Here is a 23,443-nt window from a genome sequence, read left to right as displayed (position 1 = left end):
GCGGTGACGTTTGTTTCATCCGCGCGTAAATTGCGCTTTCGACGCAACCAAACGGATATGCTTGACATATAGCAACGACCAAGGAGGTCACCAAGATGAGCGACACCACCCTAAATGCGACCGGCTCCGAATCGATCGCAGACACCCGTCTCCATGACATCGTCGTCGGCGTTGACGGTTCCGACGAATCCTTCGCCGCATTACGCTGGGCACTGAACGAGGCATCACTTACAGGCCAGCAGGTCAATGCGGTGTTCGCCTGGTCCCATTCCTGGGATATGGGATCAGAGCCGGAAGACGAAGAACAATGGGCCGAAGTCCGTCACGATATCGCCCAGAAGCTTCGTGACTGGGTTTCCGAGGCTTCGCAAGGCATGACCATCAATGAGGATCATGTCAAACTCACATCGGTCAAGGCCACAGGAACATCCGCATTGCTGGAGATAGGCAGGGACGCGCAGCAGATTGTGGTAGGACGCCGTTCCCTTGGCCGCGTGGCGCGCTGGTTCCTCGGATCTCTTTCAGCTTCGCTCGCCGAAGCTGCGGAAGTTCCGGTCACCGTGGTGCGCATTCTCGACAACGAGGAATCCAGCGTGCAGGATGCCATCGCCAATGCGCTTACACCCTCGGAGAACACCGTGACATACGACCTGCCGGGTTCCCCGCTGCCAAGAAGCCAGCGTCCGATTGTGGTCGGCGTCGACGGATCGGAAACATCACGACACGCCCTGCGGTTCGCCATCGATCTGGCTGCGCTGCATCACGCTCCCCTGCAGGTGATGTTCTGCTGGCAGCTGAAAGATCTCGGTGTCATCGAAGGATATGAGAACGCCATCGCGCCAATCGCCGTAGGCCAGGAGCGTGCGGAACGCATTCTTGACGAGCTGCTCGATTCGGTAGAGATTCCCACGGCCGGCATTCCCGACGATTTCCAGATCGAATCGCACGCCTTCCATATCTCCGCGGCGAAGGGACTGATCGCAGCTTCCCGTTACGCACGCCATTTGGTGGTCGGTTCCCGCGGACTGTCTGGATTGGATGCGCATTTCCTCGGTTCCGTCTCCAAGCAGATCGTCAATTTCGCCGATTGCACCGTCACCGTCGTGCACTAAACATTCGCAACGTTTGCAGATATGAGAGAAGCCCGCTTCCCCAAGTTGGGGATGCGGGCTTCTCTCATATCTGCAGTAAAACCGGATTATTCGGCTTCCGTATCGTTTTCAGACGCCTCTTCGACTTCCGAATCCTCGTCATCACCTAGTTCAACGGTGGCTTCCACTTCAGGCTCGTCCTGCGGAGCCGTATGTTCGAGCACTTCCTCCTGATTCGCGTCGTCATCCACGGTATTGGCTTCGATATCGGCTTCGGAGGCTTCCTCTTCATCGTTCGGATTGTCGCCTTCGTCCACTGACAACCGTTCGATCAGTTCGACGGAGCCGCGCTCGTCACGCGGAGCCTGCGCGATGATGTCGATATGAAGGTCATCAAAAGCCGGCTTCGACTGCACCCACAGATGCGACGGTTCCGGAGGCTCGATCTCGGAATGCTCGCCACAGCCATGGTCGATGGATACGACGCGACCGTCATCAGGACTCCACTTGTTGGCGCACACGCCGAACAGGAGGTTCAGCTCACCTTTCAAGGGAATGAAGAATCCGCACGTCGAGCACGGATTGCCATCCGACGTTTTGGTAGACAACGACTTCGGTCCACGTGGCCCCTCATACCAACGTTTCGCGGTCTGGGAACGTCCCAAAGGCGTAAGCACGTGTCGGCGGGACAGGTCGAATTCCTCAACCGCCTCGTCGATATCCTCTTCGGAAGTCACCGATGCTGCAGCGCTCTCGTCTTGCGCGCCAGCAATCCCATCAGCGTCCGTCCCGGCATTATCGCCGGCATCCGTCGTTTCGGCAGACTCCGCATTGGAAGAAACGTTTTCGCCTTGCTCAGCAGGTCCCGTCTTACGGAACCCCTCCTCCATACGCGGATCGTCGGGATCGGTACCGATCGAATCGGTCACCGCCAAGTCGGTCGGTTCGAGACGATCCTTCCAAGGAATCCATTCCGGTGGACGCAACGCCTTGTCGGTAGGCACTAACGACGACTCATTGACCGTCCAATGATCCAACTCGACATCGTGATACAACGTCACCGACCACTGCCATCCCTCATACCCGCGCACGCGAGTTTCGAAACGAAAATCAGTGACATTGTCTCCCAAAACGATGGCTTCGACGAAATCGCCGACCTGGCTATCCTCATCGGCGACTTCGATGGCCACCGCTTGAGCGATCGCCCTGGGATCCATTGTGGTATCGGACATGAATTATTCCTGTACGTCGAAGTTGTCGGCCACGGCACGCATCAGCGTGGCCAGTTTCTTGCTTTCGGCCGGCGACGGATAATGATGGCGGCGCAACTGGTTTCCAGCGGAATCCAGCAGCTTGATGAGATCCTCCACGATGGCGGCCATATCATCCGGCTTCGGTCGCGTCGCCTTGACCAGAGACGGGGCGGACGCGACGAGCGTAAGGCCCATCGCCTGCGGGCCACGACGACCTTCCACCACGGAATACTCGACCTTCGCGCCCTTACGCAATGTCTTCACACCCTCCGGCAGGGCAGCTGCAGGCAGGAACACATCGGCACCCTGCTCGTTCTGAATAAAACCATAGCCTTTGTTCGCATCGAACCAACGAACGCGTCCGCTAGGCATTGTCACCTCACTCTTACGTAATCCACATACCTTCAGGTAAGCGAAAGAAAACCGCCCACCGATAACAAATCAAAGATACAGTTTAGCGCAAGAGGTGGGATATATACCATCTCTTGCGCCAATAACCGTCAAATCAGGCCCTTTCAGGCGTTTACATCACTGCTTTTTCGGCCTGCGACCCCACTTGTCACCTTTGCGTTCGTCACTGGCCTGTGCCAACGGACGCGGCTCCACCGGAGCCACCGGAAGCACCACCGTCAATGTCAGGCCGGTTCCCTCACTGCCGGAAGCGCAGATGAAACCGTGATGCGCCTTGACCACGGATTGCGCGATCGCCATGCCAAGGCCGGTGCCGCCCTTCTGCCGAGCTCGAGACGGGTCAGCCGTATAGAAACGTTCGAAAATCTTTGAACGCGCCTCGGCCGGAACACCGGGACCGTGATCGCTGAAGCGAACGATCGCATAGTTCATACCCACCTGCATCGACTGTCCGACTTCGATGGCTTCGACCAAGTGACGCAACGATTGCTCGTTCGACGGCATGCGAGACAGCGACTCCGGGCTGATGGAAGCCGGCAGCACGCCCATCGAAACCTCCACCGACGAATCGGCCGGCGTATAGCGGTGGATATTGCCAACGATATTGGTCACCACCTGGCGCAACCTTGAAGCATCGCCCGTCAGCGTAATATCCGGCATCTGCCCCGGCTGGAACGTCAACCTCGCAGGATTGTTCATATCTTGCCCCGGCTGCAGCACCACCTGGCCGCAGGTGATGCCACGATCCGGATCAAGCGCATGCAAATCGTCGGCAGCGTCCTTCACCACAGAAGTGAGCTTCACCTGCTGGGTGATATCGATGCCACGACCTTCGTCAAGACGCGCCAAAGAAAGCAGATCCTCCACCAACACCGTCATACGCGCACTGGACGCCTCGATATGCGCGATGGACTCGTCGGCACGTTCCAACGCCCCCGGCATGTCACGCTGCATTTTGTAGAGTTCCGCGTATCCATGAATCGCAGCAAGAGGGGTACGCAATTCATGACTGGCGTCGGAAACGAACCGCTTCATCTTCTCAGTCGTTTCCTCCTGCGCGTGGAAGCTTTCCTCAATGCGCGTCAGCATGGTGTTCAACGATATGGACAGCGAACCGACCTCCGTGTTCTCCGGCAAGTCGGGAACGCGCTGGCTCAAATCCCCTGCCGCGATCTTCGCCGCGGTCTTTTCGATGCGTTTCAGCGGAGCAAGCGTGCTTTGCACGACGATGGTGCCAAGTATGACTCCGATCAGCACCACTGCGATGCCGACCATGGCGCAGAACCGCGTCAACGTGTTCGCGGTGTCAATCTGGTCGCTGAGCGACAATCCGATGAACACGACGCCACTGTTTTTGACTTCACCGGTTTTGCTTTTCTCGCTCCAAGGCAACGCCACCACACGCCATGGCGACTGCGCGGCCTGCATGATGGTATGATCCGGCACCCGACTGGTGGTGACATGCACCACCGCCTGCGTGGTGAACGGCGCTCCTAGCGTAATCCCATCGATACTGCCGTCGGGGGGCAGGCTCGGTTCAGATACCACGCCCTCCCGAAGCATGGGCACCGATCCCGCTCCTGTACGCTTGTATTCGCTGTCACGTACCTCGACATAGTACGTGTTCACCAAGCTCCTGCCATCCTCGCTTGTGGTGCTGTCCAGCGAATCCATGCTATTGAAGATCATCTGCGCCTGATTCACCAACTGGTTGTCGGTTTTCTGCAGCAGATAATTGCCTACAAGCGTGCGAATGGAAAAGGAAATACCAATGGTGCCAATGGTGAGCAGCACAATGATGCAGGCGACCAGCTTGGTACTCAGTGGAATGGCTTGCACCTTCCTGCTGATCCGCCGATGCAAGGGCACACGTTGTGGACGCGGCTGGGCGGCGTTCTTCTGCGTGTTCTGCGGGTCAGCTGACGGCTGACGGATATCCTGATTCATCGTAGAAACCGTTTAGTTCTTCGGCGCGCGAATCATGTAGCCGATGCCACGCTTCGTTTCGATGAGTGGAGTCACCTTGCGCTTCTCGCCGTTCTCATCTTCAACCGTAATGCCGTCGACCTTCTTACGCAGGTAGGAAATATACGATTCAACGATCGCAGCGTCTCCACCCCAATCGTACTGCCACACGTGATCCAGAATCTGCGCCTTCGAAAGCACACGCCCCTCGTTATCCATCAGATAACGGAGCAGCTTGTATTCGGTGGGGCTTAAGTCGATCGGCTGGCCGGCGCGGGACACGTCATGCGAGTCCTCGTTGATTTCCAGATCGGCGACGCGAATGATCGGATCGTCTTCAACCTGCTCTTGGGTACGGCGCAGGATAGCTCGGATTCTCGCGACAACCTCCTCAAGGCTGAACGGCTTGGTCACGTAATCATCGCCACCCACGGTCAGACCCATGACTTTATCTTGCGTATCGTCACGAGCCGTCAGATACAGCACCGGCGTGGTGATGCCCTCCTGACGGATGCGACGAGTCACCGTAAAGCCGTCAATATCCGGGAGCATCACGTCAAGCACGATCAAATCAGGCTGTATTTTTTCGATAACCTCGATGGCCTCGGATCCCGAAGCCGCAGTATTCACTTCAAAACCGGCGAAATGCAGGGACGCCACCAGCAGTTCGCGGATGGACGGTTCGTCATCAACAACGACAATGGATGCTTCAATAGGCTTGCTCATGCCTTAAGCATCACTCTTTTCACTGGATGTTTCCTGAACGGATTCTGAATCTTCCTTTGGCATCGGTTCCTTATCAGGCGCATCAGCGGACGGCTCGTCATTAACGCTCCACGCCTTCACCGGCTCGGAACGCACGGCAACCCCGGCATGCTTCCCCGCATGTTTACGAACCTTACGCTTGATGACGCCACGTTTACGCAGAATATGGAACACCACCATAATCACAATCAGCAGTACCAATACGGCGATCATGCCGCCAACGCCCAACAGCACCGTCTGCGACGACGTCGAGGTTTTCTTCTGCACTACGATCTGATCCATCATATCGGTCGCGGACTTCGACCAATTCGGGGTGCTTTCCATCAGCGGTTTCTGCGCGGCATCGGAAAGCGCGTCGACGGTCGACTTCTTTTTCAGCCATTCGTCGGAATTCGATGACACGGCAACCACCAGATTGCCGTCATTCGAAGCGACCGCCAACAACACCGTATTCGGCTTCGGGTCAAGCGATTCCAACAATGCGCTCGCCCATTTCGCAGGTTTTTCGTCGCTATTGAAGCTCGCCAGATACAGCAGACGCACGGTAACCCCGGTTTCCTGCTTCGTTTTGCTGATGGCGTCCGTAATTTCAGCGACGTTCGATCCGAGCAGATTCCCGGTGTCGGTGATGTTTTCAGTGGCCGTGATTCCGGTGCCGGTACCTTCATCCGCATTGCCGACGGGAGTTATCCACATCATCGCAATACAGCACAGTATCATGGCAAGAAGCGCACAAAGCGCTTCGCTCCAACGATTTTTGAAGTTTTGCCCCTGGTGCGACACGCCGGTAGGGCACGAATTCGGCCATCCTCCGACCACAACCCTGGTTTTTTCGTTCATCGCGTTCACTCTTGCCATACAGTCCACATTACCGTTCGGATGCGTCAAGCGTGAAGAACGGCAAAAACAACCATACAAAACGCAGCAACGAAAGGATCATCATGGCACAGTATCAGGTGGACAGCGAACAGATTCAATCCTCAAGCGCGGCAGTGAACGCCTCCATCCAAGCGATTCGCCAATCGGTGCAAGGCATGTACGCCAATCTCAACAATCTGCAAGGCGTTTGGCGCGGTGGAGCCGCCACGCAATTCAATGCGGTGGCGGAACAATGGCGGGCAGCCCAGCAGCAGATGGAACAGTCGCTTGAATCGATTCAGCATGCGCTTTCGCAAGCGTCCATGCTTTATTCGGAAACCGAAATGCAGGCGTCGCGTCTGTTCGCACAGTAGCGACAGATGTTTCCGATGCGGTCAAAGCAGTAGCAGGCACAAAGAAAAGCGGAACCCGTCTCCACCTTGGGAAGCGGGCTCCGCTTATAGCTTTTCGCTTATGCCGTTAGGCTTTACCGAACCTTTGGATCAGTAGCCCATGTCAGCGCCAGCGGCCGGAGCAGCTGCCGGCGGTTCCGGCTTGTTGGCCACAACAGCCTCGGTGGTCAGGAACAGACCAGCGATGGAAGCTGCGTTCTGCAGAGCGGAACGGGTGACCTTGACCGGGTCAGTGACACCGGCAGCCAGCAGGTCCTCGTACTCGTTGGTTGCAGCGTTCAGGCCCTGGCCGTCAGGCAGGGAACGAACCTTGTCGATCACCACATCGCCAGACAGACCAGCGTTCTCGGCGATCTGCTTAATCGGAGCTTCGATGGCGCGGAACACAATCGCCGCACCGGTTGCCTCGTCGCCTTCGAGCTTGACATTGTTCTCGGCCTTGGCAGCAGCCTGAACCAGAGCGACACCACCGCCCGGCAGCAGGCCTTCTTCGATGGCGGCCTTGGCATTGCGCACGGCATCTTCGATGCGGTGCTTGCGTTCCTTGGCCTCGACTTCGGTGGCAGCGCCAACCTTGATGACGGCAACGCCGCCAGCCAGCTTGGCCAGACGCTCCTGCAGCTTCTCACGATCGTAATCGGAATCGGTGCTGGCGATTTCGGCACGAATCTGAGCCACGCGGGCAGCCACGTCTTCCTTGGAGCCGCCGCCGGCCACAATGGTGGTCTCATCCTTGGAGACGATGACCTTCTTGGCAGTGCCGAGCACGGACATGTCGACGGAGTCAAGCTTGAGACCCAGTTCGTCGGACACGACCTGTGCGCCGGTCAGAATGGCCATATCCTGCAGCATAGCCTTGCGACGGTCACCGAAGCCCGGAGCCTTGACGGCGCAGGACTTGAAAGTGCCGCGGATGTTGTTCAGGATCAGGGTCGGCAGAGCCTCGCCGTCGACGTCCTCAGCGATGATCAGCAGCGGCTTGCCGGTCTTCATGACCAGTTCGGCGATGTGTACGACGTCCTGCTGGGAGCTCAGCTTGCCGGAGGTCAGCAGGATGTACGGTTCTTCGAGCACTGCGGTCTGATCTTCGGCGTTGGTCACGAAGTACGGAGCGATGTAGCCCTTGTCGAAACGCATGCCTTCGGTGAAGTCCAGATCCAGGCCGAAACGGTTGTTGTCTTCAACGGTCACAACACCATCCTGGCCAACCTTGTCCAACGCTTCAGCGATCTTCTCGCCGACTTCCGGATCGGCTGCGGAAATCGTTGCGGTGGCAGCGATCTGATCCTTGGTCTCAACGTCCTTGGCAGCTGCGATGAGCTCCTTGACGATAGCCTCGGAAGCCTTCTCGATACCACGACGCAGAGCGATCGGGTTGGAACCGGCGGTGACGTTCTTCAGACCTTCGTGCACCAGGGACTGTGCAAGCACGGTTGCGGTGGTGGTGCCGTCTCCAGCAACATCGTCGGTCTTCTTGGCGACTTCCTTGACCAGTTCGGCGCCGATACGCTCGTACGGGTCGTCCAAGTCGATTTCCTTAGCGATGGAAACGCCATCGTTGGTGATGGTCGGAGCGCCGTAGGTCTTGTCGAGAACCACGTTGCGGCCCTTCGGACCGAGGGTGACCTTAACGGTGTCAGCGAGCTTGTCGAGGCCCGCGAGCATTCCCTGACGAGCTTCGTCGTCGTATGCAATGATCTTTGCCATTGTTCCTCCACATATGGCTACACGGTATTATTCCCACTTTCGAAGCGAAGAACGCACCAGCCGTCAGCTGCCAGTTATCACTCTCACTCCTCGAGTGCTAATTGGCAGATTAGCACTCTCAAGCCGAGAGTGCCAAACTCAATGTCGACGGTTGCGCTGTGAGCAAGAAACCAAACCTCATAAAAAACGCCATAATCATTGGAATTTCAAGGAAAAAGCCTTGCCCCCACGAGGAGAACAAGGCTTCACATGTTTGCCCACGGCGTTTTTCAGTCCAACAACACCACGACGATCGGTGTGACAAGCCCATCGCTCTGCTGCACATTCGAAATCCCCAAGGTCTGGGCGACATTCTCGGCGGTGGCCTTATCGGTTTCGTTCTGATACCAAACCACGGTCTGCGAGGGAATATTTCCCGTCGGATTACTGGCGGAAACGCTGGTGTACCCGGCTTGGGCCAGCACATCGACCTTGCTCTGCGCATAACCGGTGATGTTCGTCGCGTTCACCACACGCACCTCGGTACCCGTGTTCACGACCTGCTGCGCAGTGGCGTTATCCGTCTGCTCGGCATTCTGGCCGGCATTCTGGTCGGCGTTCTGATCATTTTGCTGCGAGTCGGTCGGCGAATCGGCATTGGATGCGTCCGTCTTATTGCCGGAAGCGGAGTCGGATTGGGACTTGGACTTGCTCTCGCCGCTCTTGCTCTTTTCGGCACTTGAAGTGGTCGGACTCTCCTGCGACGACCACGGCATCTTCAGATTGTTGATCTCACCCGAGTAAACGCCCCAGAACAGCAGGCCCGCAAGCAGCGCCACAATGATGACAATGACGTACGGCATGGCACGGGACGCTGCAGAACGCGCACCACGGTGAACGCCCATAGGCCCCGACGGAGGATTGTCGTACACATCCTTCTCGTAGGAATCATAGGTCTCCTTGTCCTGCTTAGCCATATTGCAAACCTCGTTTCTCACACACTTATCTGCCAAGTGTACCGACCACCTCAGTCAGAGCGCAATCGAACTGCATTCCTACCCTATTCCGCACGCTCGTGAAACCATCCCGTGAAAACCAGACCATGACAATCGTCAGGACCGCAACACGTCGTACAGTAAGGTTCATGACACAAGCGCACATCAAACCATTGAAAGACCTCGTGGAGCCCGGATGGGCGAACGCCCTCGCCGAAGTCGAGCCACAGGTGCACCACATGGGCGATTTTCTCCGAGGGGAAATCGCAGCCGGACGCCGATACCTTCCGGCCAGCGCGAATATTCTACGCGCGTTCACCATTCCGTTCGACAGCATCAAGGTGCTTATCGTGGGACAGGACCCTTACCCCACCCCCGGGCATCCGGTGGGACTGAGCTTCTGCGTGGCACCAGATGTCAAACCGATACCTCGCAGCCTGACCAACATATACAAGGAACTGACGGATGATCTCGGCATCCCCATGCCCGCGAATGGCGATCTGACGCCTTGGACGAACCAGGGCGTCATGCTGCTGAACAGGTGTCTGACCGTCGAAGCAGGCAAGCCCGGCAGCCACCAAGACAAGGGATGGGAGATTGTCACTGACGCTGCGATCAGGGCACTCAACAACCGCCGCAATCCCGACGGCAGTGCCAAACCCTTAGTGGCCATTCTGTGGGGACGCAAGGCGCAAACGTTGGAGCCTCTGCTCACCAATGCGTTCATCATCTCGTCACCCCACCCAAGCCCCATGTCAGCACGATATGGATTCTTCGGGTCCAAGCCGTTCTCACGCGCCAATCAAGCGCTCATCGCTGCAGGTGAAAAGCCTGTAAATTGGTCCCTTCCGTCAGCTTAACCCGTTACAGTAGCAATCATGGCTTTATTCCCTCCAAAAAATCCGGCACCGGCCCCGGTCCCCATTCCCATGCCGGCCGTCAGCACACCAAGCACGTTGTCTGCGGAAGACATCAACCGCGCGAAGCAAATCGGCGCACGAATCCGCGCACGCTTCGAACAGACCTTGGTAGGGCAGGACAATCTTCGTGAATCGCTGATCACCACGCTGGTGGCAGGCGGCCATATTCTCATCGAATCCGTGCCTGGTCTGGCCAAGACCACGGCAGCGCAAACGCTGGCGACCTCTGTGTCCGGATCGTTCAAAAGGGTGCAGTGCACCCCAGACCTGATGCCGTCAGATCTGGTGGGCACCCAGGTCTTCGATTTCGCAACACAGAAGTTCTCCACGCAGATCGGACCCATCCACGCCAATTTCGTGCTGCTCGACGAAATCAACCGTTCGAACGCGAAAACACAGTCGGCCATGCTTGAAGCCATGGCTGAAGGAGCCACCACCATCGGAGGCCAGCGCATTGCGCTACCAAAGCCTTTCATGGTCATCGCCACGCAGAACCCCATCGAGGAGGAAGGCACGTTCAACCTTCCCGAAGCGCAGATGGATCGTTTCATGATGAAGGCGGTCATGACCTATCCGACCGCTCAGGAAGAGCAACGCATGCTCTCCATGCTTACCCGTCGCGGTTCCGACACCTTCGATTCACGAGTACTCACCGGAGATGTCGTATCCATCAGCGATGTCGAATTCCTGCGATCAGCCGCCCGCCGCGTGCATGTTTCCGACGCGATCATGAAATATGCGGTCGATATCGCGGCCACATCACGAGGGGCAGGTACCAAGCCGGTGCAGGGACTGTCCACACTGGTGCGTCTCGGAGCCTCGCCGCGCGCATCCATCGCGCTGATCCGTATCGGACAGGCCAACGCGCTGATGCAGGGACGCGACTATGTGGTTCCGGAAGATGTCAAAACCTTCGCCCATGAGGTGCTGCGCCATCGCATCCTGCTGACGTTCGAAGCTCTTGCCGACGGCATCACCAGCGACCAGGTGGTGGACTCCATTGTTCAGGCGGTTCCCGTTCCATGATCGACGCAATTCGTTCCGAAGATCCGATCCGCAGCAAGATCGAGGCTCTCGGAACCACGTTGAGTCTGCCGACCGTCCGTAAAGCGCTTGGCACTCTTGAGGGAGCGCATGCGTCGGACAAACGTTTCGGCGCCGACGATGTCATGGATATCCGCGTCTACGAGCCCGGAGACGAGGCGAAATGGATTGACTGGAAGACCAGTGCCCGTGTCGGCCGCCCAATGGTGGTGCAACGGGAACGCCCATCCACCTCGCGAGCTTGGCTTTTGCTCGATGTCGGGCAGGAGATGACCGGCACCTGCGTTTCCGGTGAGCAGGCGCACCAAGTCGCAGCCAACGCCTTGTGCATGTTCGCCGCGCTCAGCCTGCGCCGAGGGGACGAAGTGTCCATCGTGTTCGGCGACGCAGCTTCGATCACTCGCGTGCCTTTTAATGGCGGGCTCGCGCAATTCGAGCAGACGCTGGACAATGCATTGCAACGTGATTGGAGCAAGCCCCGCAATATCGACGCCTTGCTGGAGTATGCCCGCCGCATTCGCGATAGGGATGCGCTGGTCATACTCGCCACTGACGAGCACGCACTTGAGGAACGTCATATGGAATCCATTCGCAGGATCGCGAGAACCCACCCGATGGTGCTTATCGACGTGGCCACCATCAATCCATTCGATGACACACACGCACACACAGTGTTCGACGCGGGCAGCGATCGTCGCGTCCCCGCGTTCCTACGTACTGGCAAAACAGCGCAGGAGGTTCGCACGCACCGCGAATATCTGTCCGCATCCGTCCGGCATGAGTTGAATCGTTGCGGTTCCACCGTAATCCGCGCCGATTCAAGCGAACGCATGTTCCGCGAATTCGTTCGGATGGTATCCGTTTCCCTGGCCCGCTCCACGCGCAATCAGCTGAAAGCACCGTCCGCACTCACCCTGGGAGGCAAGGCATGATCATCACCTTGTCCGACAACGGTTTCGACACGATGGATCCGATTCATATCGAAACGGGTCTGGGCATTGTCATCGCAGTGTGCCTCGCCATCGCCATGGCACTCATCATTCTCGTGGTGTGGCTGTCACGTCCGAACCGTAAGCCCACGAAGACAGTCAATCACGGACGTCATGATGCGGCCACGGGCACGTCGGTATGGCACGAACGCATCGATGATGTGGTTGCCCGTCACGCCAAAGGCGATCTTACGAGGGAGAACGCGTTCGCTCTGCTTGCGTCCATCGCCAGGGATTTTGCATCCGCAGCCACCGGCAGCGATGTGCGCAGCCAAACACTCACCGATATTGAAGCGACTCCACGCACGACAGGCAATCAGCATGGTCTCACCTTGCTCAGGCAAACCATCGAAGCGTTGTATCCGCCGGAATTCGCTGATGCCGAACGCAATCACACTGCCAGGGAGGCTACCGTCGAACAAGCCGGAGAGTGGGTTGCCAATCTTGTGGAAAGGTGGCGATGAATGGAATTGTCATGGCACTGGCCGTGGGCCGGTTTCGCAGGTCTGATTGTGGCATTGGCCGTCGTCGCCGTCATGGTGCTGGTCGACGCGAAACGCAAGCATGCCGATACCGAATTCGCACGAACGTTCAGCTTGGATGACGATCTCAACACCGAAACCGCGTCGAAGTTGTTCCGGCAGTGGCGCACGCTGTCACGTATGGCCGTTGTTCTGCTGGTGGCCGCGTTGGTATTGACGGTAGCGCTGGTGGCACGCCCCAGCACCGTTGATGAAGGAGAGGAACGCGCAAGCAGCCGCGATATCGTACTGTGCCTGGACGTGTCTGGATCGACGTTGCCTTACGACCGAGAAGTGATCGACACCTACCGCAGATTGGTTGATAGTTTCAAGGGTGAACGCATCGGATTGAGTATTTTCAATTCCACGTCACGTACCGTGTTTCCGTTGACCGACGATTATGAGCTGGCATCCGAACAGCTCGAAAAGGCCAGTACGATACTGAAGGGTGTTGAATCGCAAGATGATATCGACAAGATGAAAGACAGCGACTATCAGGCGATCTCCGACTGGTTGGAAGGCACTCAGAATCGCAAGGACGCCACTTCCCTGATCGGCGACGGCGTGGTGAGCTGTGCGGCCATGCTGCCCGGTTTCGCCTACGGCAGCGCCAATGCGGACACCTCATCCCGTCAACGTGCCGCTTCCATTGTGCTCGCCACCGATAATGTCGTTTCAGGAGATCCGACATACACGCTTCAGGAAGCACTCGACCTGACCAAACAGGCGGAAATCACGGTTGACGGGCTTTTTTCCGGACCACAGCAAAGCGAATCGGAGCAGACTACCCGTCAGTTCAAATCCGAAATCGAATCACATGACGGTGTGTTTCTCACGCAATCGAACGGCGCTTCCGTTGCCGAACTGGTCAAACAAATCGAATCACGTCGCAGCCAGGAAAGCGCGTCAAGCAGCAAGGCCGCCATGTCGGACGCGCCTGGATGGTGGACATTGGCGCTGGCTGTGGTCATGGTGTTCTGGCTGATATTGGCTTGGAGGTTGAAGCGATGAATCATCTGACGCTCTCCCCAGCTTTGGGTTGGCCCGTCGGCTTGGCGGTCGCCGTGGCCATGCTGGCTTGCGCGGTCGCGCAGATTGTGCTGCATATCCGCAGACGGGGTCAAAGCGACGAAACCGTCTGGGCTTGCGTAAGACGTTCCCTTGCCTGCATGCTCGTGTCCGTTATGGCATTGACCCCAAGTATCGTCTCATCCACGAATAGCCGCGCGATCAACGCCACCGATGTGGTGGTGGCGGTCGACGTGACCGGTTCCATGGCGGTCAAGGACGCGCAATACGGTTCCGACGAGCAACTCAGCCGTTTGGATGTTTCCAAGCAGGCCGTGAAGGACATCACCGCCATGTACCCGAATTCCAGTTTCGCGGCATTGCGATTCGGGGCTTCGGGAACATTGGATGTTCCATTGACACCTGATTCGAAAGCGATCGACAATTGGGCGGACACGCTCGCACCGGAATCGACTTCCGTTTCGACTGGTTCGACTTTGGATGTGCCGATTGACCAGTTGCTGTTGACATGCAAGTCGATTCATGAGCAGCATCCGGATGATGCGATTGTACTGTACCTGATTTCGGACGGCGAACAGACATCTTCGAAAACACGTCGTACGTTCTCATCGTTACGCCGCTACCTTTCCGACGCGTTCACCATTGCCGTCGGCAGCGAACAAGGGGGTAACATCCCCATGGCCGGCGATGGTGTGAACGAAGGCAACGGACAGTGGGTCACCGATCCGGAAACCGGCGAACCTGGCGTATCACGCATGAACGCCGACGAGATGAGCACCATCGCCGACGAACTCAGTGGAACCGCCATCCAACTCAACGCGACAACAACTATGAGCGGCGGAGCCTCCAAAGAGGCATCCGACCAATGGCGTGTCACGCAAACCACCAAACAACGCACGAGAACCGTCGCCGTGGTCTGGCCGTTCGCCATTGCCGTGGCGCTGCTGCTGGCTTTCGAAGCCGGAGCATGGATCACGCAATCCAGGAGGCTGCTGTGAGCACGACCGTCAAAGCACGCGCATCCTTGCCCGTTCGCATCATCATCGCCGTCATCGCGGCCATTTCAATCGCCGTGAGCGCGCTTGCCATAGTGAATCTCGCCTCCGTAAGCAACTACAATCAAGCCACGAACAGCTTGAACGCGAATATCAAAGCCATCCAACAGCAGGACGCCGATTTCGACAAATTACAGACCCAACAGCAGCAGACCGACGCCCAATTCCGTGAAGCCGGAGCGGCAGGCGTGTTGTTGTTGCCGAACGTACGTTCGTCCATCGAACATAACGCCGCCATCTCGGCAAAACTGACCGAATCCATACGCAAGAAGATCCAGTCAATGCAGGATTCAGGAAAATCCGATACCGGCACCACCATCGAAGGCGGGCAGTCCGTCACCGACGGCAATCAAGGCAACGGAAGCACATTGACCGACGAGCAGCGTCAGAAAGTCGAGGAGCTTCTGGCACAGAACGCGCAATCCACCCAATCCGATTCCAATGATTCCGGTTCTGCCGCCAAACAGGATTCCGACGGAACGTCCTCACCTGCAAAACCTTGGTAAGGGAACTTGCTTCAAGCAAGTTATCCACAGGCATGCCGGCATACTTTCGTTGATTTTCCAACAGCGACACGCCGGCAACTTGTTTTTTTGCCGTCCTCCGACCACAGGCCTCGCTCTCCACGCCACGGCAGCCGCCCGATGTGTTCCAATACAGCTATGAACACTTCAATCACATACCCGTTTGTTCCCTCACTGGGGTACAACCCCATCAACACCCTGGCTTCAATGCCGGGCATGCCCTGCCATTGCCGTACCGGCATACGCGTCACCCAAGCGCTGATCAACGCCAAGCTCACCTCCACGTCACGACGCCTCGACGATCTTGACGCCGCGCTCGCTTCCAGTTCACTGCCTGGTTGGACGGGAACCGCGGCCGAAGCCTATCGTGCGCGGCTCGATGAGTTACGCAAGCAATCCTTGGCGCTGCGAGACGCGCTCAATGACACCTCACGCATCCTATGGTCGGTAGGTGCGGCATGAGCTGGCAAGTGACCGCCAAGGTCAGCGGCGGATACAAATATTCCACGGAAGAAACCGAAACATATCTGCGTGCTGCGAAAGCGCTCAGCCATGCGGCCGACGAACTGAATCGCACCCATGACTCGTTCCGGGCGTTGAGTTTTCAGCTTTCCACCTATCCCTATGCGTCATCGACCATCGCCCTGCTGTCCGGATCAAACTCCTACTGCAATGCCGCAGACCATATCGAATTGCCATACGATCAACTCATCGAACGTTGCGACTCCCATGCGAACGCACTGGGAGCGATGGCGGCACGATTGTCTGAATTATCGGCATTGATCATTCGTGCGCAATCCCTATATTCCCAAGTCGATGACGCCGGTAGAAGGGTCTTGAACGAACTTCTGCAATTGACGATCACATCATTCCCGAAGGAGTCGATACTTGCCGGCATGGCCATGTCCGCCTTGGGATACGTGATGGGTTCCATCAACGAAGGCAAATCCAACCCCATCTACCTGTTGGATTCGTTGGATTGGGCGCAGGAAGGCATTATGGGCGCGGCCGGCGCCGCGCTCAGCAGATACGGCAAAGTCACAGGCCTGTTGCATACCGACGAAGTCAACCATGCGGCCGGCACCATTTCCAAAGCATCCTCGCGTGGCTACAACCTGATTCAGGGCAACAACCTCACCGTCACCCGAGTACGGCCGAAAACCGAAGTGGTTCGAGAGTCGCATAGCGTGGGCGAAGCGTTGGAAGATCTTCGGCGTCTCGGAGAGGAACGTCTCGGCAAAGCCGATCTCGACAGCGGGCTTGAGTACGGTACCATCGCCATCTCCAAATACCGTAGAACCGATGGCACCGACTCATGGCTCGTCACCATTCCCGGCACCGACGGCAAGCGGAATTCCCCGTTCGGATGGCCGCAGAACGTTGAGCTTATGAGTTCCGACAGCAAGCAGCGTATGGAGGCGGACAGCGCACGCATGGTGCAGGAAGCCATGAAGCAGGCCGGCATCAACTCCGATGAGCCTGTCGCACTGATCGGGCATTCGCAGGGAGGAATCGTCGCCGCCACCATCGCATCGGATCTGAAGGACGATTATGACATCAAACATGTGGTCACCGCCGGATCGCCCGTAGCCAACCATCCGATTCCAAACAAAACGTGGGTGACCAGCGTAGAGATGGACGACGAGCTTGTGGCCGCCCTCGACGGAGCGCCCAATCCCAATTCCGAACATTGGCTGACCGTACGCGGCACCGCAAGCAAGTCCGACAACAATCCGAAATCAACGTTCGAGGGAACTCCCGTCACAAACGCTCCCGACAACAAGGAGATCACGCATTGGCTGAAATATCATCAAGCCGCATATCAGAACGCAACCGATATGGGATCATCCGCCGTGAAAACCCACGAACGACATTTCGATGAGATTCTCGACGGCGACCTGCAAGAGGTCATGTATTTCGAAGGTCGTATGAGCAAATAAAAGCACACAGTGGCCATGCCGCAGCCGAGCAGAACCGATAACGCACGATAGGCGACATCCGTCGAACGGACAGATATCCGGATCTCGTTTACGGCTGAACGTATGCTGTTACCTATGAAGCTTACTGATATCTCCCCTGCAATCGCATTGACTCCTCTTGACGGCCGCTACCATGGGCAGACCGCTCCGCTTGTCGAATATTTGAGCGAACCGGCATTGAACCGCGAGCGCATGCGTGTGGAAGTCGAATGGATGATTCTGCTTGCCAACGGTTTTGAAGGCAACGGCAACCAAACCATCGTCCCGGGCGTCAAGCCGCTTACCGATGAGGAGCAGGCGTTCCTGCGCTCCATCCCTGAGGATTTCGGTGCCGAAGGCATCGCTCAGCATGCCGCTCATGAGGCCAAAACCCATCATGATGTGAAGGCCGTGGAATATTACATCGACGATCAGCTTGACAAGGCCGCCGACGTGCTCGGTCATGAAACCCAGCTGACCGGACTCAAGACCCTGGTGCATTTCGCCTGCACATCCGAAGACATCAACAACCTGTCCATTGCCCGTTGCGTGAAGAACGGCATCGAGAACGTGTGGCTGCCGGGCGCGCAGGCCATCCTCGACCATCTGGCTCAGAAGGCCGAGGAATACCGCGACAAGGCCATGCTGTCGCTGACCCATGGCCAGCCGGCTACCCCAACTACGCTGGGCAAGGAGCTTGCGGTGTACGTGTACCGTCTGAACCGCCAGCTGAACAAGGTCAAGGCTCAGGAATATCTCGGCAAGATCAATGGCGCTACCGGCACGTTCGGCGCGCATCTGGCCGCATGCCCGGATGTGGATTGGGTTGCTGTCTCCCGTGAGTTCGTCGCCAACCGCATGGGTCTGACTTGGAATCCGTTGACCACGCAGATCGAATCGCATGACTGGCAGGCCGAGCTGTACGGTACTATCAGCCATACGAACCGTATTCTGCACAATCTGTGCGTGGATGTATGGATGTACATCTCCCGTGGCGTGTTCGCCCAAGTTCCCGTCAAGGGCGCCACCGGATCCTCCACCATGCCGCACAAGGTTAATCCGATCCGTTTCGAAAACGCTGAGGCGAATCTGGAGATCTCCTGCTCGCTGCTTGACACCTTGTCCGCAACGCTCGTCGAGTCCCGTTGGCAGCGCGATCTGACCGATTCCACTACACAGCGCAATATCGGTTCCGCACTGGGTTATTCCGTGCTGGCACTCAACAACCTGATGGGCGGTCTGAATTCCATCCATCCGAACGACATCGCCATCGAAGCCGAACTGGATTCCAACTGGGAGGTGCTTGGCGAGCCGATTCAGACCGCCATGCGCGCCTGCGAACTGGCAGGTCTGCCGGGCATGGACAAGCCGTACGAGAAGGTCAAGGAACTCATGCGCGGCCATGAAATCTCCAAGGAGGCCGTCGAACAGTTCATCGACCAGCAGGCATTCGACGATGCCACAGCGGCCCGCTTGAAGGCGCTGACCCCGGCAACATATACCGGTGTCGCCGGCAAGCTGGTGGATTTCGACCGCTGAACCGCGACTGTCGAATAAGCGCTAAAAACCATGCATCTTGAGGGTGGCCACGTATTTCGTAGCCACCCTCAAGGCGTATTATCGAATGCAGTGGGGCAATGTGACCCACCTGAAGCCAATCTCATACGTATGGAGCAAGTCAACAGTGTCTCACTCCCCCGAAGCTAATAAGCCCAAGCCGCATATCGACGATGTGCCGCCGAAGCGCAGCCGCGATTTCGCCGATTTGACGCATGCGTTCTTCGCGCTGGTGCTCGGCATAGGCGTAATCCTGTTCTCCGTGTATCTGCACGGCACTGCATCCGGCGTGGAATCCGACGTTCGCTCCGCGGGCCGTGTGGTCAGCTGGCTGATGGATGTGCCTTCCTCCCTGCTGCAGCAACTTGCCATCGTATGCATCACCGTCAGTGTGCTCATTCAGCTGCTCGCATCCAAAGAGTGGCTGCAAAGCGTGGTTTCCGTGGTATCTCTCATCTTCGGATTCTTCGCGGTATGGGGCGTATCCGCGCTGATCAGCAATTCCGGCAATGCCATGCTGATCATTCCGCTGCAATCCAACAGCACATCCGTAGGTACCGGACTACTTCCCGATTTTTACGCCGCCATGGCGTCGTTCCTCACCGTTTCAGGTCCGCGTCGTATCCGCTCATGCACCAAATGGGGGTGGAACGTCCTGTACGCCGTGGCGATGCTGATGGTTGTGCTTTCATGGAATTCGCTGGCCGGTGCCATTGCATCCTATGCCATAGGCCGCGTTATAGGCATGCTGATTCGTTTCGCCATCGGCACGCAGAACAATGGCGCTTGGGGCACTCAGATCGAGCAATCGTTGCGTTCCATCGGCATTGATGTGTCACTGCTTACACGCAGAGTCGCCCCATACGCCGATTCAGGGGTATTGAAGGCCACGTTGGATGATGATCTGATCGAAAATTCCCGTATTTACGATGTCGTCGATTATGAAGGCACGCAGTACACCGTTTCCGTGCTCGACAATCAAGTACATGCGGCCGGCTACCTCAATCAGGTGTGGCAGTGGCTTCGCCTGACCGGTGTTTCCATGCGCCGCGATCGTTCCTCTGTTGATGCCATGCACCATCACTATGCCATGATTCTTGGCCTGTCCAATGCCGGCTTGGAAACTCCGAACGTGTACGGTGTGGCCGATTATGGAGAATCCTCCATTCTAGTGTTCCGCCGCAACCACATGCCATTGGAATGCAACCAAAACACCATGTCCGACCATGATATGGAAGCATTCATGGAATATCTCACAGCAGCGCATCATCATGGTTTCACGCATCGGCGCATCACACCCGACACCTTGTCTCGTATGGAGAACAATCAACCGGTGATTGCCGGATGGCAGAATGGCGATTACGGCAGCGCATCGCCAAACTTCGCCCTCGACAAGGTGCAGCTTCTCGTATTGCTTGCGACGTTGAACGGCGTCGACCGTGCGGTCGCCTGTGCTCGCAGAACCTGGGGAGACGAGCAGCTAATCAATCTGGCGCCTTTCGTGCAAAAAGCCGCCGTTCCCGCCGCGACACGCGCGCTGCCAGGTTGGGATAAGAAGACGCTTGCCGATCTGCGTACACGGATTTCCGCGCTTGCCCCGCAGGATGTTGCGGATTCGATGGAAAAAGTCACACTATCACGATTCAGCTTCCGTTCCTTCTTCGCCATCGCCTTGCTGGTGATTGCCGTATATGTGGTGTTCACACAGATCCAGCCGGCCGAGATGATCGAAGCGGTCAGAGACGCGAATCTCGCTATGGCCCTGGTTTGCGTTGCTCTCGGCTTTATTGCATGGCTTGGTTCCGCCATTACCTTGGGCGTGTTCATGGATTCCGACAAACGCAATACGATCGGCTTGTATTGCTCTCAGATGGCATCCGGTTTCACCGCCGTTTCCATGCCGGCCGGCGTCGGTCCCGCGTTCGTCAACCTTCAGTTCCTGCGTAAAAGCGGCTATCGCAGCACCGCCGCGACGGCGGTTATGAGCGCGGTCTGGGCCGTGCAGGGAGGCACCACCATCGTGCTGCTGCTGACGATCGGTCTGTTCACGGGGCGCAACACCTTGTCCGGCATGATTCCGACGAATACGCTGATCATGGTGATCGCCCTCGTCGCGCTGGTCGTGTCGGCGGCCATGACGATTCCGCCGGTACGTCATTTGGTGACCGAGAAATATCTTCCGATGGCAAAGGCCTACGCACGCAATCTAGTCGATGTTCTCGCACGCCCGAAGGAACTGGCTTTCGGCATAGCGGGCGCATTGGTCCTCAATCTTGCGACCGGACTGGGCTTCTGGGCCGCGTTGATGGCATTTGGATATCACACGAATCCCATAGAGACCACGTTCATCTTCCTGCTTGCCAACACCTTGGGTTCCGCGGTTCCCACACCTGGTGGCCTAGGTGCCGTGGAAGCCGCGCTGTCGGTAGCGTTCACCGCCGTGGGCATCCCCTCCACCATTGCCGTTTCCGCTACTCTCGTCTACCGAATCGCCTTCTACTGGCTGCGAATTCCAGTCGGCGCACTGGCTATGAAATGGCTCGACAAGCACAATTTAATCTGACAAACGCCCCCGTACGCTTTGATTTCCCCCTATTTTCAAAAAAAGCGCCTAAAGCCCTTATAAAATGCCGTTTTCCTCATAATAGTGCGCTAATATCATAAGGAACGTGGATGTTCGTAATCAGAATGTCCCCTGATCCAAGAAGGATGCTTTATGGCATACAACAAGTCTGATCTCGTCTCGAAGATCGCTCAGAAGTCTAACCTGACCAAGGCACAGGCTGAGGCAGCTGTGAACGCTTTCCAGGACGTGTTCGTCGAGGCAATGCAGTCCGGCGAAGGCCTGAAGCTGACCGGCCTGTTCTCCGCTGAGCGCGTCAAGCGCGCCGCACGCACCGGACGCAACCCACGCACCGGCGAGACCATCGAGATCCCGGCAACCTACGGCGTTCGCATTTCCGCCGGCTCCCTGCTGAAGAAGGCTGTCACCAAGTAATTATTGTGATGATGGACGATCAGATGCCCCGACCACGATGGTCGGGGCATCTGTTTTTTCTGATTCCCGCATGCAACCGTTTCTCAGGTTGACCCTGCGCTAGACTATGCATATTAGACATCGTGTCCATATAGATGGGGAATCTCATGACCGACCAGCGCAAAGAAGTCATCAACCAACTTCACGAACTCAACATCCTGATACTGCACACCAAGCTCAAGGCGACGCGCGCACAGACCGCACTTCGCGCCGCGACACGGGTACGCAACGTCGAAGCGGCCCGTCGGGGCGTGGCACCGCTGCAGCAGCTTCCAAAATCATCAGGCATGGCAACGCATATGCTTGACTGCCTGAACGAAGAGGAGCTTTCCACTCTCAGCGAACTTCTGCAACGTATCATCGACAACACTGACACCAGACTCCTCGGCGAAGAGTATGCGGAACGACGCAAAGCCATCCATGAATTCCTTATGCTGAATCACACAGACACGGAGGTACAGGAATGAGCGACGAACAGGAGAATACTCCCGAGGCAAACGGCCCCAAACCAATTCGTATCGGCAAACGATCCCTGTTCACTCCCAGTGAGGCCGTGGCGGTGGAACAGCATTCCGTGACACCTCACGTGTCGCGCACCCGTTATGGAACCGCGCGTATCGAAGGTCGCCTCTCCTCCCCCAATGCACGAGTGCCCGCAGTCATATCGCAGCATTGCGGCGGCATCACAGTCAAAGGCCATACGCTCAAATCGTTCGCCTATACCACCGATGCCGTGATCATTCGCAACACCAATGCCAACGCCATTCTCGCCGTCTACCCGTTCACCGGCGAGCCGGTCATCACACAAGCGCTGCTCACCGTAGCCCAAATGCCGTTGTTCGTAGGCGTGGGCGGTGGCACCACCACAGGTCCACGTGTGGCCGAATTGGCCATGGTGGCCGAAATGCAAGGCGCGGCAGGCGTTGTCATCAATGCGCCCGCTCCTGCGGAAACCATCGAAACCACCATGCTGATGGTTGACATTCCAGTCATCGCCACAGTCACGGAAGACGATGAGACCACCGAATGCAAGATCCTTGCCGGCGCAGCCATCATCAATGTGGCGGCAGGCGCACGCACCGCTCAGGTTGTGGCAAGCATCCGCATGCATCATCCGGAAATCCCGATTCTCGCATCAGGAGGTGGTTCCGAAGAACGCATTCTCGCCACCATCGAAGCGGGTGCGGACGCCATTACATGGACGCCGCCAAGCGCGCAGCAGCTGCAATCGCAGATGATGGCGAAATACCGCGGCGAAGCCTGACTGAGACCAGTCTCAAACGACACTAACCGCTTTAGAATCACGTAACGAAATAGCGGAACGCATCTACGAGAGTGGGACACGGTCCATGAACCTCGACCGTGTCCCACT

At 57.2% G+C, this 23,443-nt stretch carries 23 protein-coding genes; 16 read left to right on the top strand and 7 right to left on the bottom strand.

The window, feature by feature from the left end; genetic code table 11:
- The first annotated feature begins 95 nt into the window (after window positions 1-95).
- Window positions 96-1,112 carry a universal stress protein gene (locus AH68_RS03230; protein WP_039197614.1) on the top strand — a complete coding sequence of 339 codons (1,017 nt, stop codon included), beginning with the start codon at window positions 96-98 and terminating at the stop codon, window positions 1,110-1,112.
- A gap of 86 nt (window positions 1,113-1,198) precedes the next feature.
- Here AH68_RS03230 and AH68_RS03225 read toward each other — a convergent pair whose 3' ends face one another.
- The 5 genes from AH68_RS03225 to AH68_RS03205 all read right to left on the bottom strand — a co-directional run bounded on the left by AH68_RS03225 (window position 1,199) and on the right by AH68_RS03205 (window position 6,343).
- Window positions 1,199-2,323: a DUF3027 domain-containing protein gene (locus AH68_RS03225; protein ID WP_039197613.1), complete on the bottom strand. Its 1,125-nt coding sequence runs from the start codon at window positions 2,321-2,323 to the stop codon at window positions 1,199-1,201.
- Window positions 2,324-2,326: 3 nt separating this feature from the next.
- The gene (locus AH68_RS03220) at window positions 2,327-2,716 is read right to left on the bottom strand and encodes a cold-shock protein (protein WP_003836539.1); all 390 of its coding nucleotides are present in this window, start codon (window positions 2,714-2,716) and stop codon (window positions 2,327-2,329) included.
- Between the two features lie 156 nt (window positions 2,717-2,872).
- Window positions 2,873-4,702: a HAMP domain-containing sensor histidine kinase gene (locus AH68_RS03215; RefSeq protein ID WP_039197609.1), complete on the bottom strand. Its 1,830-nt coding sequence runs from the start codon at window positions 4,700-4,702 to the stop codon at window positions 2,873-2,875.
- Window positions 4,703-4,714: 12 nt separating this feature from the next.
- Window positions 4,715-5,446: a response regulator transcription factor gene (locus AH68_RS03210; protein ID WP_039197608.1), complete on the bottom strand. Its 732-nt coding sequence runs from the start codon at window positions 5,444-5,446 to the stop codon at window positions 4,715-4,717.
- Between the two features lie 3 nt (window positions 5,447-5,449).
- Window positions 5,450-6,343, bottom strand: coding sequence for a TPM domain-containing protein (locus tag AH68_RS03205; protein ID WP_039197606.1), 894 nt, complete (start codon window positions 6,341-6,343; stop codon window positions 5,450-5,452).
- Window positions 6,344-6,426: 83 nt separating this feature from the next.
- Between AH68_RS03205 and AH68_RS03200 the strand changes: the two genes are divergently transcribed.
- A complete protein-coding gene (locus AH68_RS03200; RefSeq protein ID WP_039199731.1) occupies window positions 6,427-6,717 on the top strand; it encodes a WXG100 family type VII secretion target in 291 nt (96 codons plus the stop codon).
- 129 nt (window positions 6,718-6,846) lie between these two features.
- Here the strand turns inward: AH68_RS03200 and groL are convergent, their stop codons facing one another.
- Window positions 6,847-8,463, bottom strand: a complete 1,617-nt coding sequence (groL, locus tag AH68_RS03195) for a chaperonin GroEL (protein WP_039197604.1) — start codon at window positions 8,461-8,463, stop codon at window positions 6,847-6,849.
- Between the two features lie 269 nt (window positions 8,464-8,732).
- On the bottom strand, window positions 8,733-9,419 hold the full coding sequence (locus AH68_RS03190) for a LytR C-terminal domain-containing protein (protein WP_039197602.1): 687 nt from the start codon (window positions 9,417-9,419) through the stop codon (window positions 8,733-8,735).
- A gap of 167 nt (window positions 9,420-9,586) precedes the next feature.
- On the opposite strand from AH68_RS03190, the gene AH68_RS03185 reads away from it, so the two are divergent.
- From AH68_RS03185 to AH68_RS03120, 14 genes are all read left to right on the top strand, one after another.
- The gene (locus tag AH68_RS03185; protein ID WP_039197599.1) at window positions 9,587-10,297 is read left to right on the top strand and encodes a uracil-DNA glycosylase; all 711 of its coding nucleotides are present in this window, start codon (window positions 9,587-9,589) and stop codon (window positions 10,295-10,297) included.
- An 18-nt stretch (window positions 10,298-10,315) separates the two neighbouring features.
- Window positions 10,316-11,383, top strand: a complete 1,068-nt coding sequence (locus AH68_RS03180) for an AAA family ATPase (RefSeq protein WP_039197598.1) — start codon at window positions 10,316-10,318, stop codon at window positions 11,381-11,383.
- Entirely contained in the window at window positions 11,380-12,333 is a 954-nt protein-coding gene (locus tag AH68_RS03175) for a DUF58 domain-containing protein (RefSeq protein WP_039197596.1), read from the top strand. Before AH68_RS03180 ends, AH68_RS03175 begins: the two co-directional genes overlap by 4 nt.
- Window positions 12,330-12,854 carry a hypothetical protein gene (locus AH68_RS03170; RefSeq protein ID WP_039197593.1) on the top strand — a complete coding sequence of 175 codons (525 nt, stop codon included), beginning with the start codon at window positions 12,330-12,332 and terminating at the stop codon, window positions 12,852-12,854. The genes AH68_RS03175 and AH68_RS03170 overlap by 4 nt, the downstream gene beginning before the upstream one ends.
- Window positions 12,855-13,922: a vWA domain-containing protein gene (locus tag AH68_RS03165; protein WP_039197591.1), complete on the top strand. Its 1,068-nt coding sequence runs from the start codon at window positions 12,855-12,857 to the stop codon at window positions 13,920-13,922.
- On the top strand, window positions 13,919-14,938 hold the full coding sequence (locus AH68_RS03160; RefSeq protein WP_039197589.1) for a vWA domain-containing protein: 1,020 nt from the start codon (window positions 13,919-13,921) through the stop codon (window positions 14,936-14,938). Before AH68_RS03165 ends, AH68_RS03160 begins: the two co-directional genes overlap by 4 nt.
- Entirely contained in the window at window positions 14,935-15,501 is a 567-nt protein-coding gene (locus AH68_RS03155; protein WP_236682440.1) for a DUF6466 family protein, read from the top strand. The genes AH68_RS03160 and AH68_RS03155 overlap by 4 nt, the downstream gene beginning before the upstream one ends.
- A 156-nt stretch (window positions 15,502-15,657) precedes the next feature.
- Window positions 15,658-15,981 (top strand): WXG100 family type VII secretion target, encoded by a 324-nt coding sequence (locus AH68_RS03150; RefSeq protein WP_039197584.1) that lies wholly within the window; start codon window positions 15,658-15,660, stop codon window positions 15,979-15,981.
- Entirely contained in the window at window positions 15,978-17,459 is a 1,482-nt protein-coding gene (locus tag AH68_RS03145) for an esterase/lipase family protein (RefSeq protein WP_039197581.1), read from the top strand. Before AH68_RS03150 ends, AH68_RS03145 begins: the two co-directional genes overlap by 4 nt.
- 114 nt (window positions 17,460-17,573) lie before the next feature.
- Window positions 17,574-19,016 carry an adenylosuccinate lyase gene (purB, locus tag AH68_RS03140; protein ID WP_039197580.1) on the top strand — a complete coding sequence of 481 codons (1,443 nt, stop codon included), beginning with the start codon at window positions 17,574-17,576 and terminating at the stop codon, window positions 19,014-19,016.
- Window positions 19,017-19,101: 85 nt separating this feature from the next.
- Window positions 19,102-21,597, top strand: coding sequence for a lysylphosphatidylglycerol synthase transmembrane domain-containing protein (locus tag AH68_RS03135; protein ID WP_236682439.1), 2,496 nt, complete (start codon window positions 19,102-19,104; stop codon window positions 21,595-21,597).
- A gap of 153 nt (window positions 21,598-21,750) precedes the next feature.
- Window positions 21,751-22,032 (top strand): HU family DNA-binding protein, encoded by a 282-nt coding sequence (locus AH68_RS03130; RefSeq protein ID WP_003808664.1) that lies wholly within the window; start codon window positions 21,751-21,753, stop codon window positions 22,030-22,032.
- Window positions 22,033-22,178: 146 nt separating this feature from the next.
- Window positions 22,179-22,538 (top strand): hypothetical protein, encoded by a 360-nt coding sequence (locus AH68_RS03125; RefSeq protein ID WP_039197572.1) that lies wholly within the window; start codon window positions 22,179-22,181, stop codon window positions 22,536-22,538.
- On the top strand, window positions 22,535-23,335 hold the full coding sequence (locus tag AH68_RS03120; protein WP_039197570.1) for a dioxygenase: 801 nt from the start codon (window positions 22,535-22,537) through the stop codon (window positions 23,333-23,335). The genes AH68_RS03125 and AH68_RS03120 overlap by 4 nt, the downstream gene beginning before the upstream one ends.
- Window positions 23,336-23,443 lie beyond the last annotated feature (108 nt).

The organism is Bifidobacterium catenulatum PV20-2, from assembly GCF_000800455.1.
GTDB lineage: Bacteria > Actinomycetota > Actinomycetes > Actinomycetales > Bifidobacteriaceae > Bifidobacterium > Bifidobacterium kashiwanohense_A.
The sequence above is the reverse complement of the archived record's forward strand: the minus strand, read 5'-3'. Positions and strand labels throughout refer to the sequence as shown.

Bases quoted from the DNA above. Each gene is read 5' to 3' on its own strand.
- AH68_RS03150 (WP_039197584.1), top strand. From the start codon at position 15,658: ATGAACACTTCAATCACATACCCGTTTGTTCCCTCACTGGGGTACAAC.
- AH68_RS03165 (WP_039197591.1), top strand. From the start codon at position 12,855: ATGGAATTGTCATGGCACTGGCCGTGGGCCGGTTTCGCAGGTCTGATT.
- AH68_RS03130 (WP_003808664.1), top strand. From the start codon at position 21,751: ATGGCATACAACAAGTCTGATCTCGTCTCGAAGATCGCTCAGAAGTCT.
- AH68_RS03190 (WP_039197602.1), bottom strand. From the start codon at position 9,419: ATGGCTAAGCAGGACAAGGAGACCTATGATTCCTACGAGAAGGATGTG.
- AH68_RS03230 (WP_039197614.1), top strand. From the start codon at position 96: ATGAGCGACACCACCCTAAATGCGACCGGCTCCGAATCGATCGCAGAC.
- groL (WP_039197604.1), bottom strand. From the start codon at position 8,463: ATGGCAAAGATCATTGCATACGACGACGAAGCTCGTCAGGGAATGCTC.
- AH68_RS03125 (WP_039197572.1), top strand. From the start codon at position 22,179: ATGACCGACCAGCGCAAAGAAGTCATCAACCAACTTCACGAACTCAAC.
- AH68_RS03160 (WP_039197589.1), top strand. From the start codon at position 13,919: ATGAATCATCTGACGCTCTCCCCAGCTTTGGGTTGGCCCGTCGGCTTG.
- AH68_RS03200 (WP_039199731.1), top strand. From the start codon at position 6,427: ATGGCACAGTATCAGGTGGACAGCGAACAGATTCAATCCTCAAGCGCG.
- AH68_RS03210 (WP_039197608.1), bottom strand. From the start codon at position 5,446: ATGAGCAAGCCTATTGAAGCATCCATTGTCGTTGTTGATGACGAACCG.
- AH68_RS03145 (WP_039197581.1), top strand. From the start codon at position 15,978: ATGAGCTGGCAAGTGACCGCCAAGGTCAGCGGCGGATACAAATATTCC.
- purB (WP_039197580.1), top strand. From the start codon at position 17,574: ATGAAGCTTACTGATATCTCCCCTGCAATCGCATTGACTCCTCTTGAC.
- AH68_RS03170 (WP_039197593.1), top strand. From the start codon at position 12,330: ATGATCATCACCTTGTCCGACAACGGTTTCGACACGATGGATCCGATT.
- AH68_RS03205 (WP_039197606.1), bottom strand. From the start codon at position 6,343: ATGGCAAGAGTGAACGCGATGAACGAAAAAACCAGGGTTGTGGTCGGA.
- AH68_RS03220 (WP_003836539.1), bottom strand. From the start codon at position 2,716: ATGCCTAGCGGACGCGTTCGTTGGTTCGATGCGAACAAAGGCTATGGT.
- AH68_RS03175 (WP_039197596.1), top strand. From the start codon at position 11,380: ATGATCGACGCAATTCGTTCCGAAGATCCGATCCGCAGCAAGATCGAG.
- AH68_RS03120 (WP_039197570.1), top strand. From the start codon at position 22,535: ATGAGCGACGAACAGGAGAATACTCCCGAGGCAAACGGCCCCAAACCA.
- AH68_RS03215 (WP_039197609.1), bottom strand. From the start codon at position 4,702: ATGAATCAGGATATCCGTCAGCCGTCAGCTGACCCGCAGAACACGCAG.
- AH68_RS03225 (WP_039197613.1), bottom strand. From the start codon at position 2,323: ATGTCCGATACCACAATGGATCCCAGGGCGATCGCTCAAGCGGTGGCC.
- AH68_RS03185 (WP_039197599.1), top strand. From the start codon at position 9,587: ATGACACAAGCGCACATCAAACCATTGAAAGACCTCGTGGAGCCCGGA.
- AH68_RS03180 (WP_039197598.1), top strand. From the start codon at position 10,316: ATGGCTTTATTCCCTCCAAAAAATCCGGCACCGGCCCCGGTCCCCATT.
- AH68_RS03135 (WP_236682439.1), top strand. From the start codon at position 19,102: ATGCAGTGGGGCAATGTGACCCACCTGAAGCCAATCTCATACGTATGG.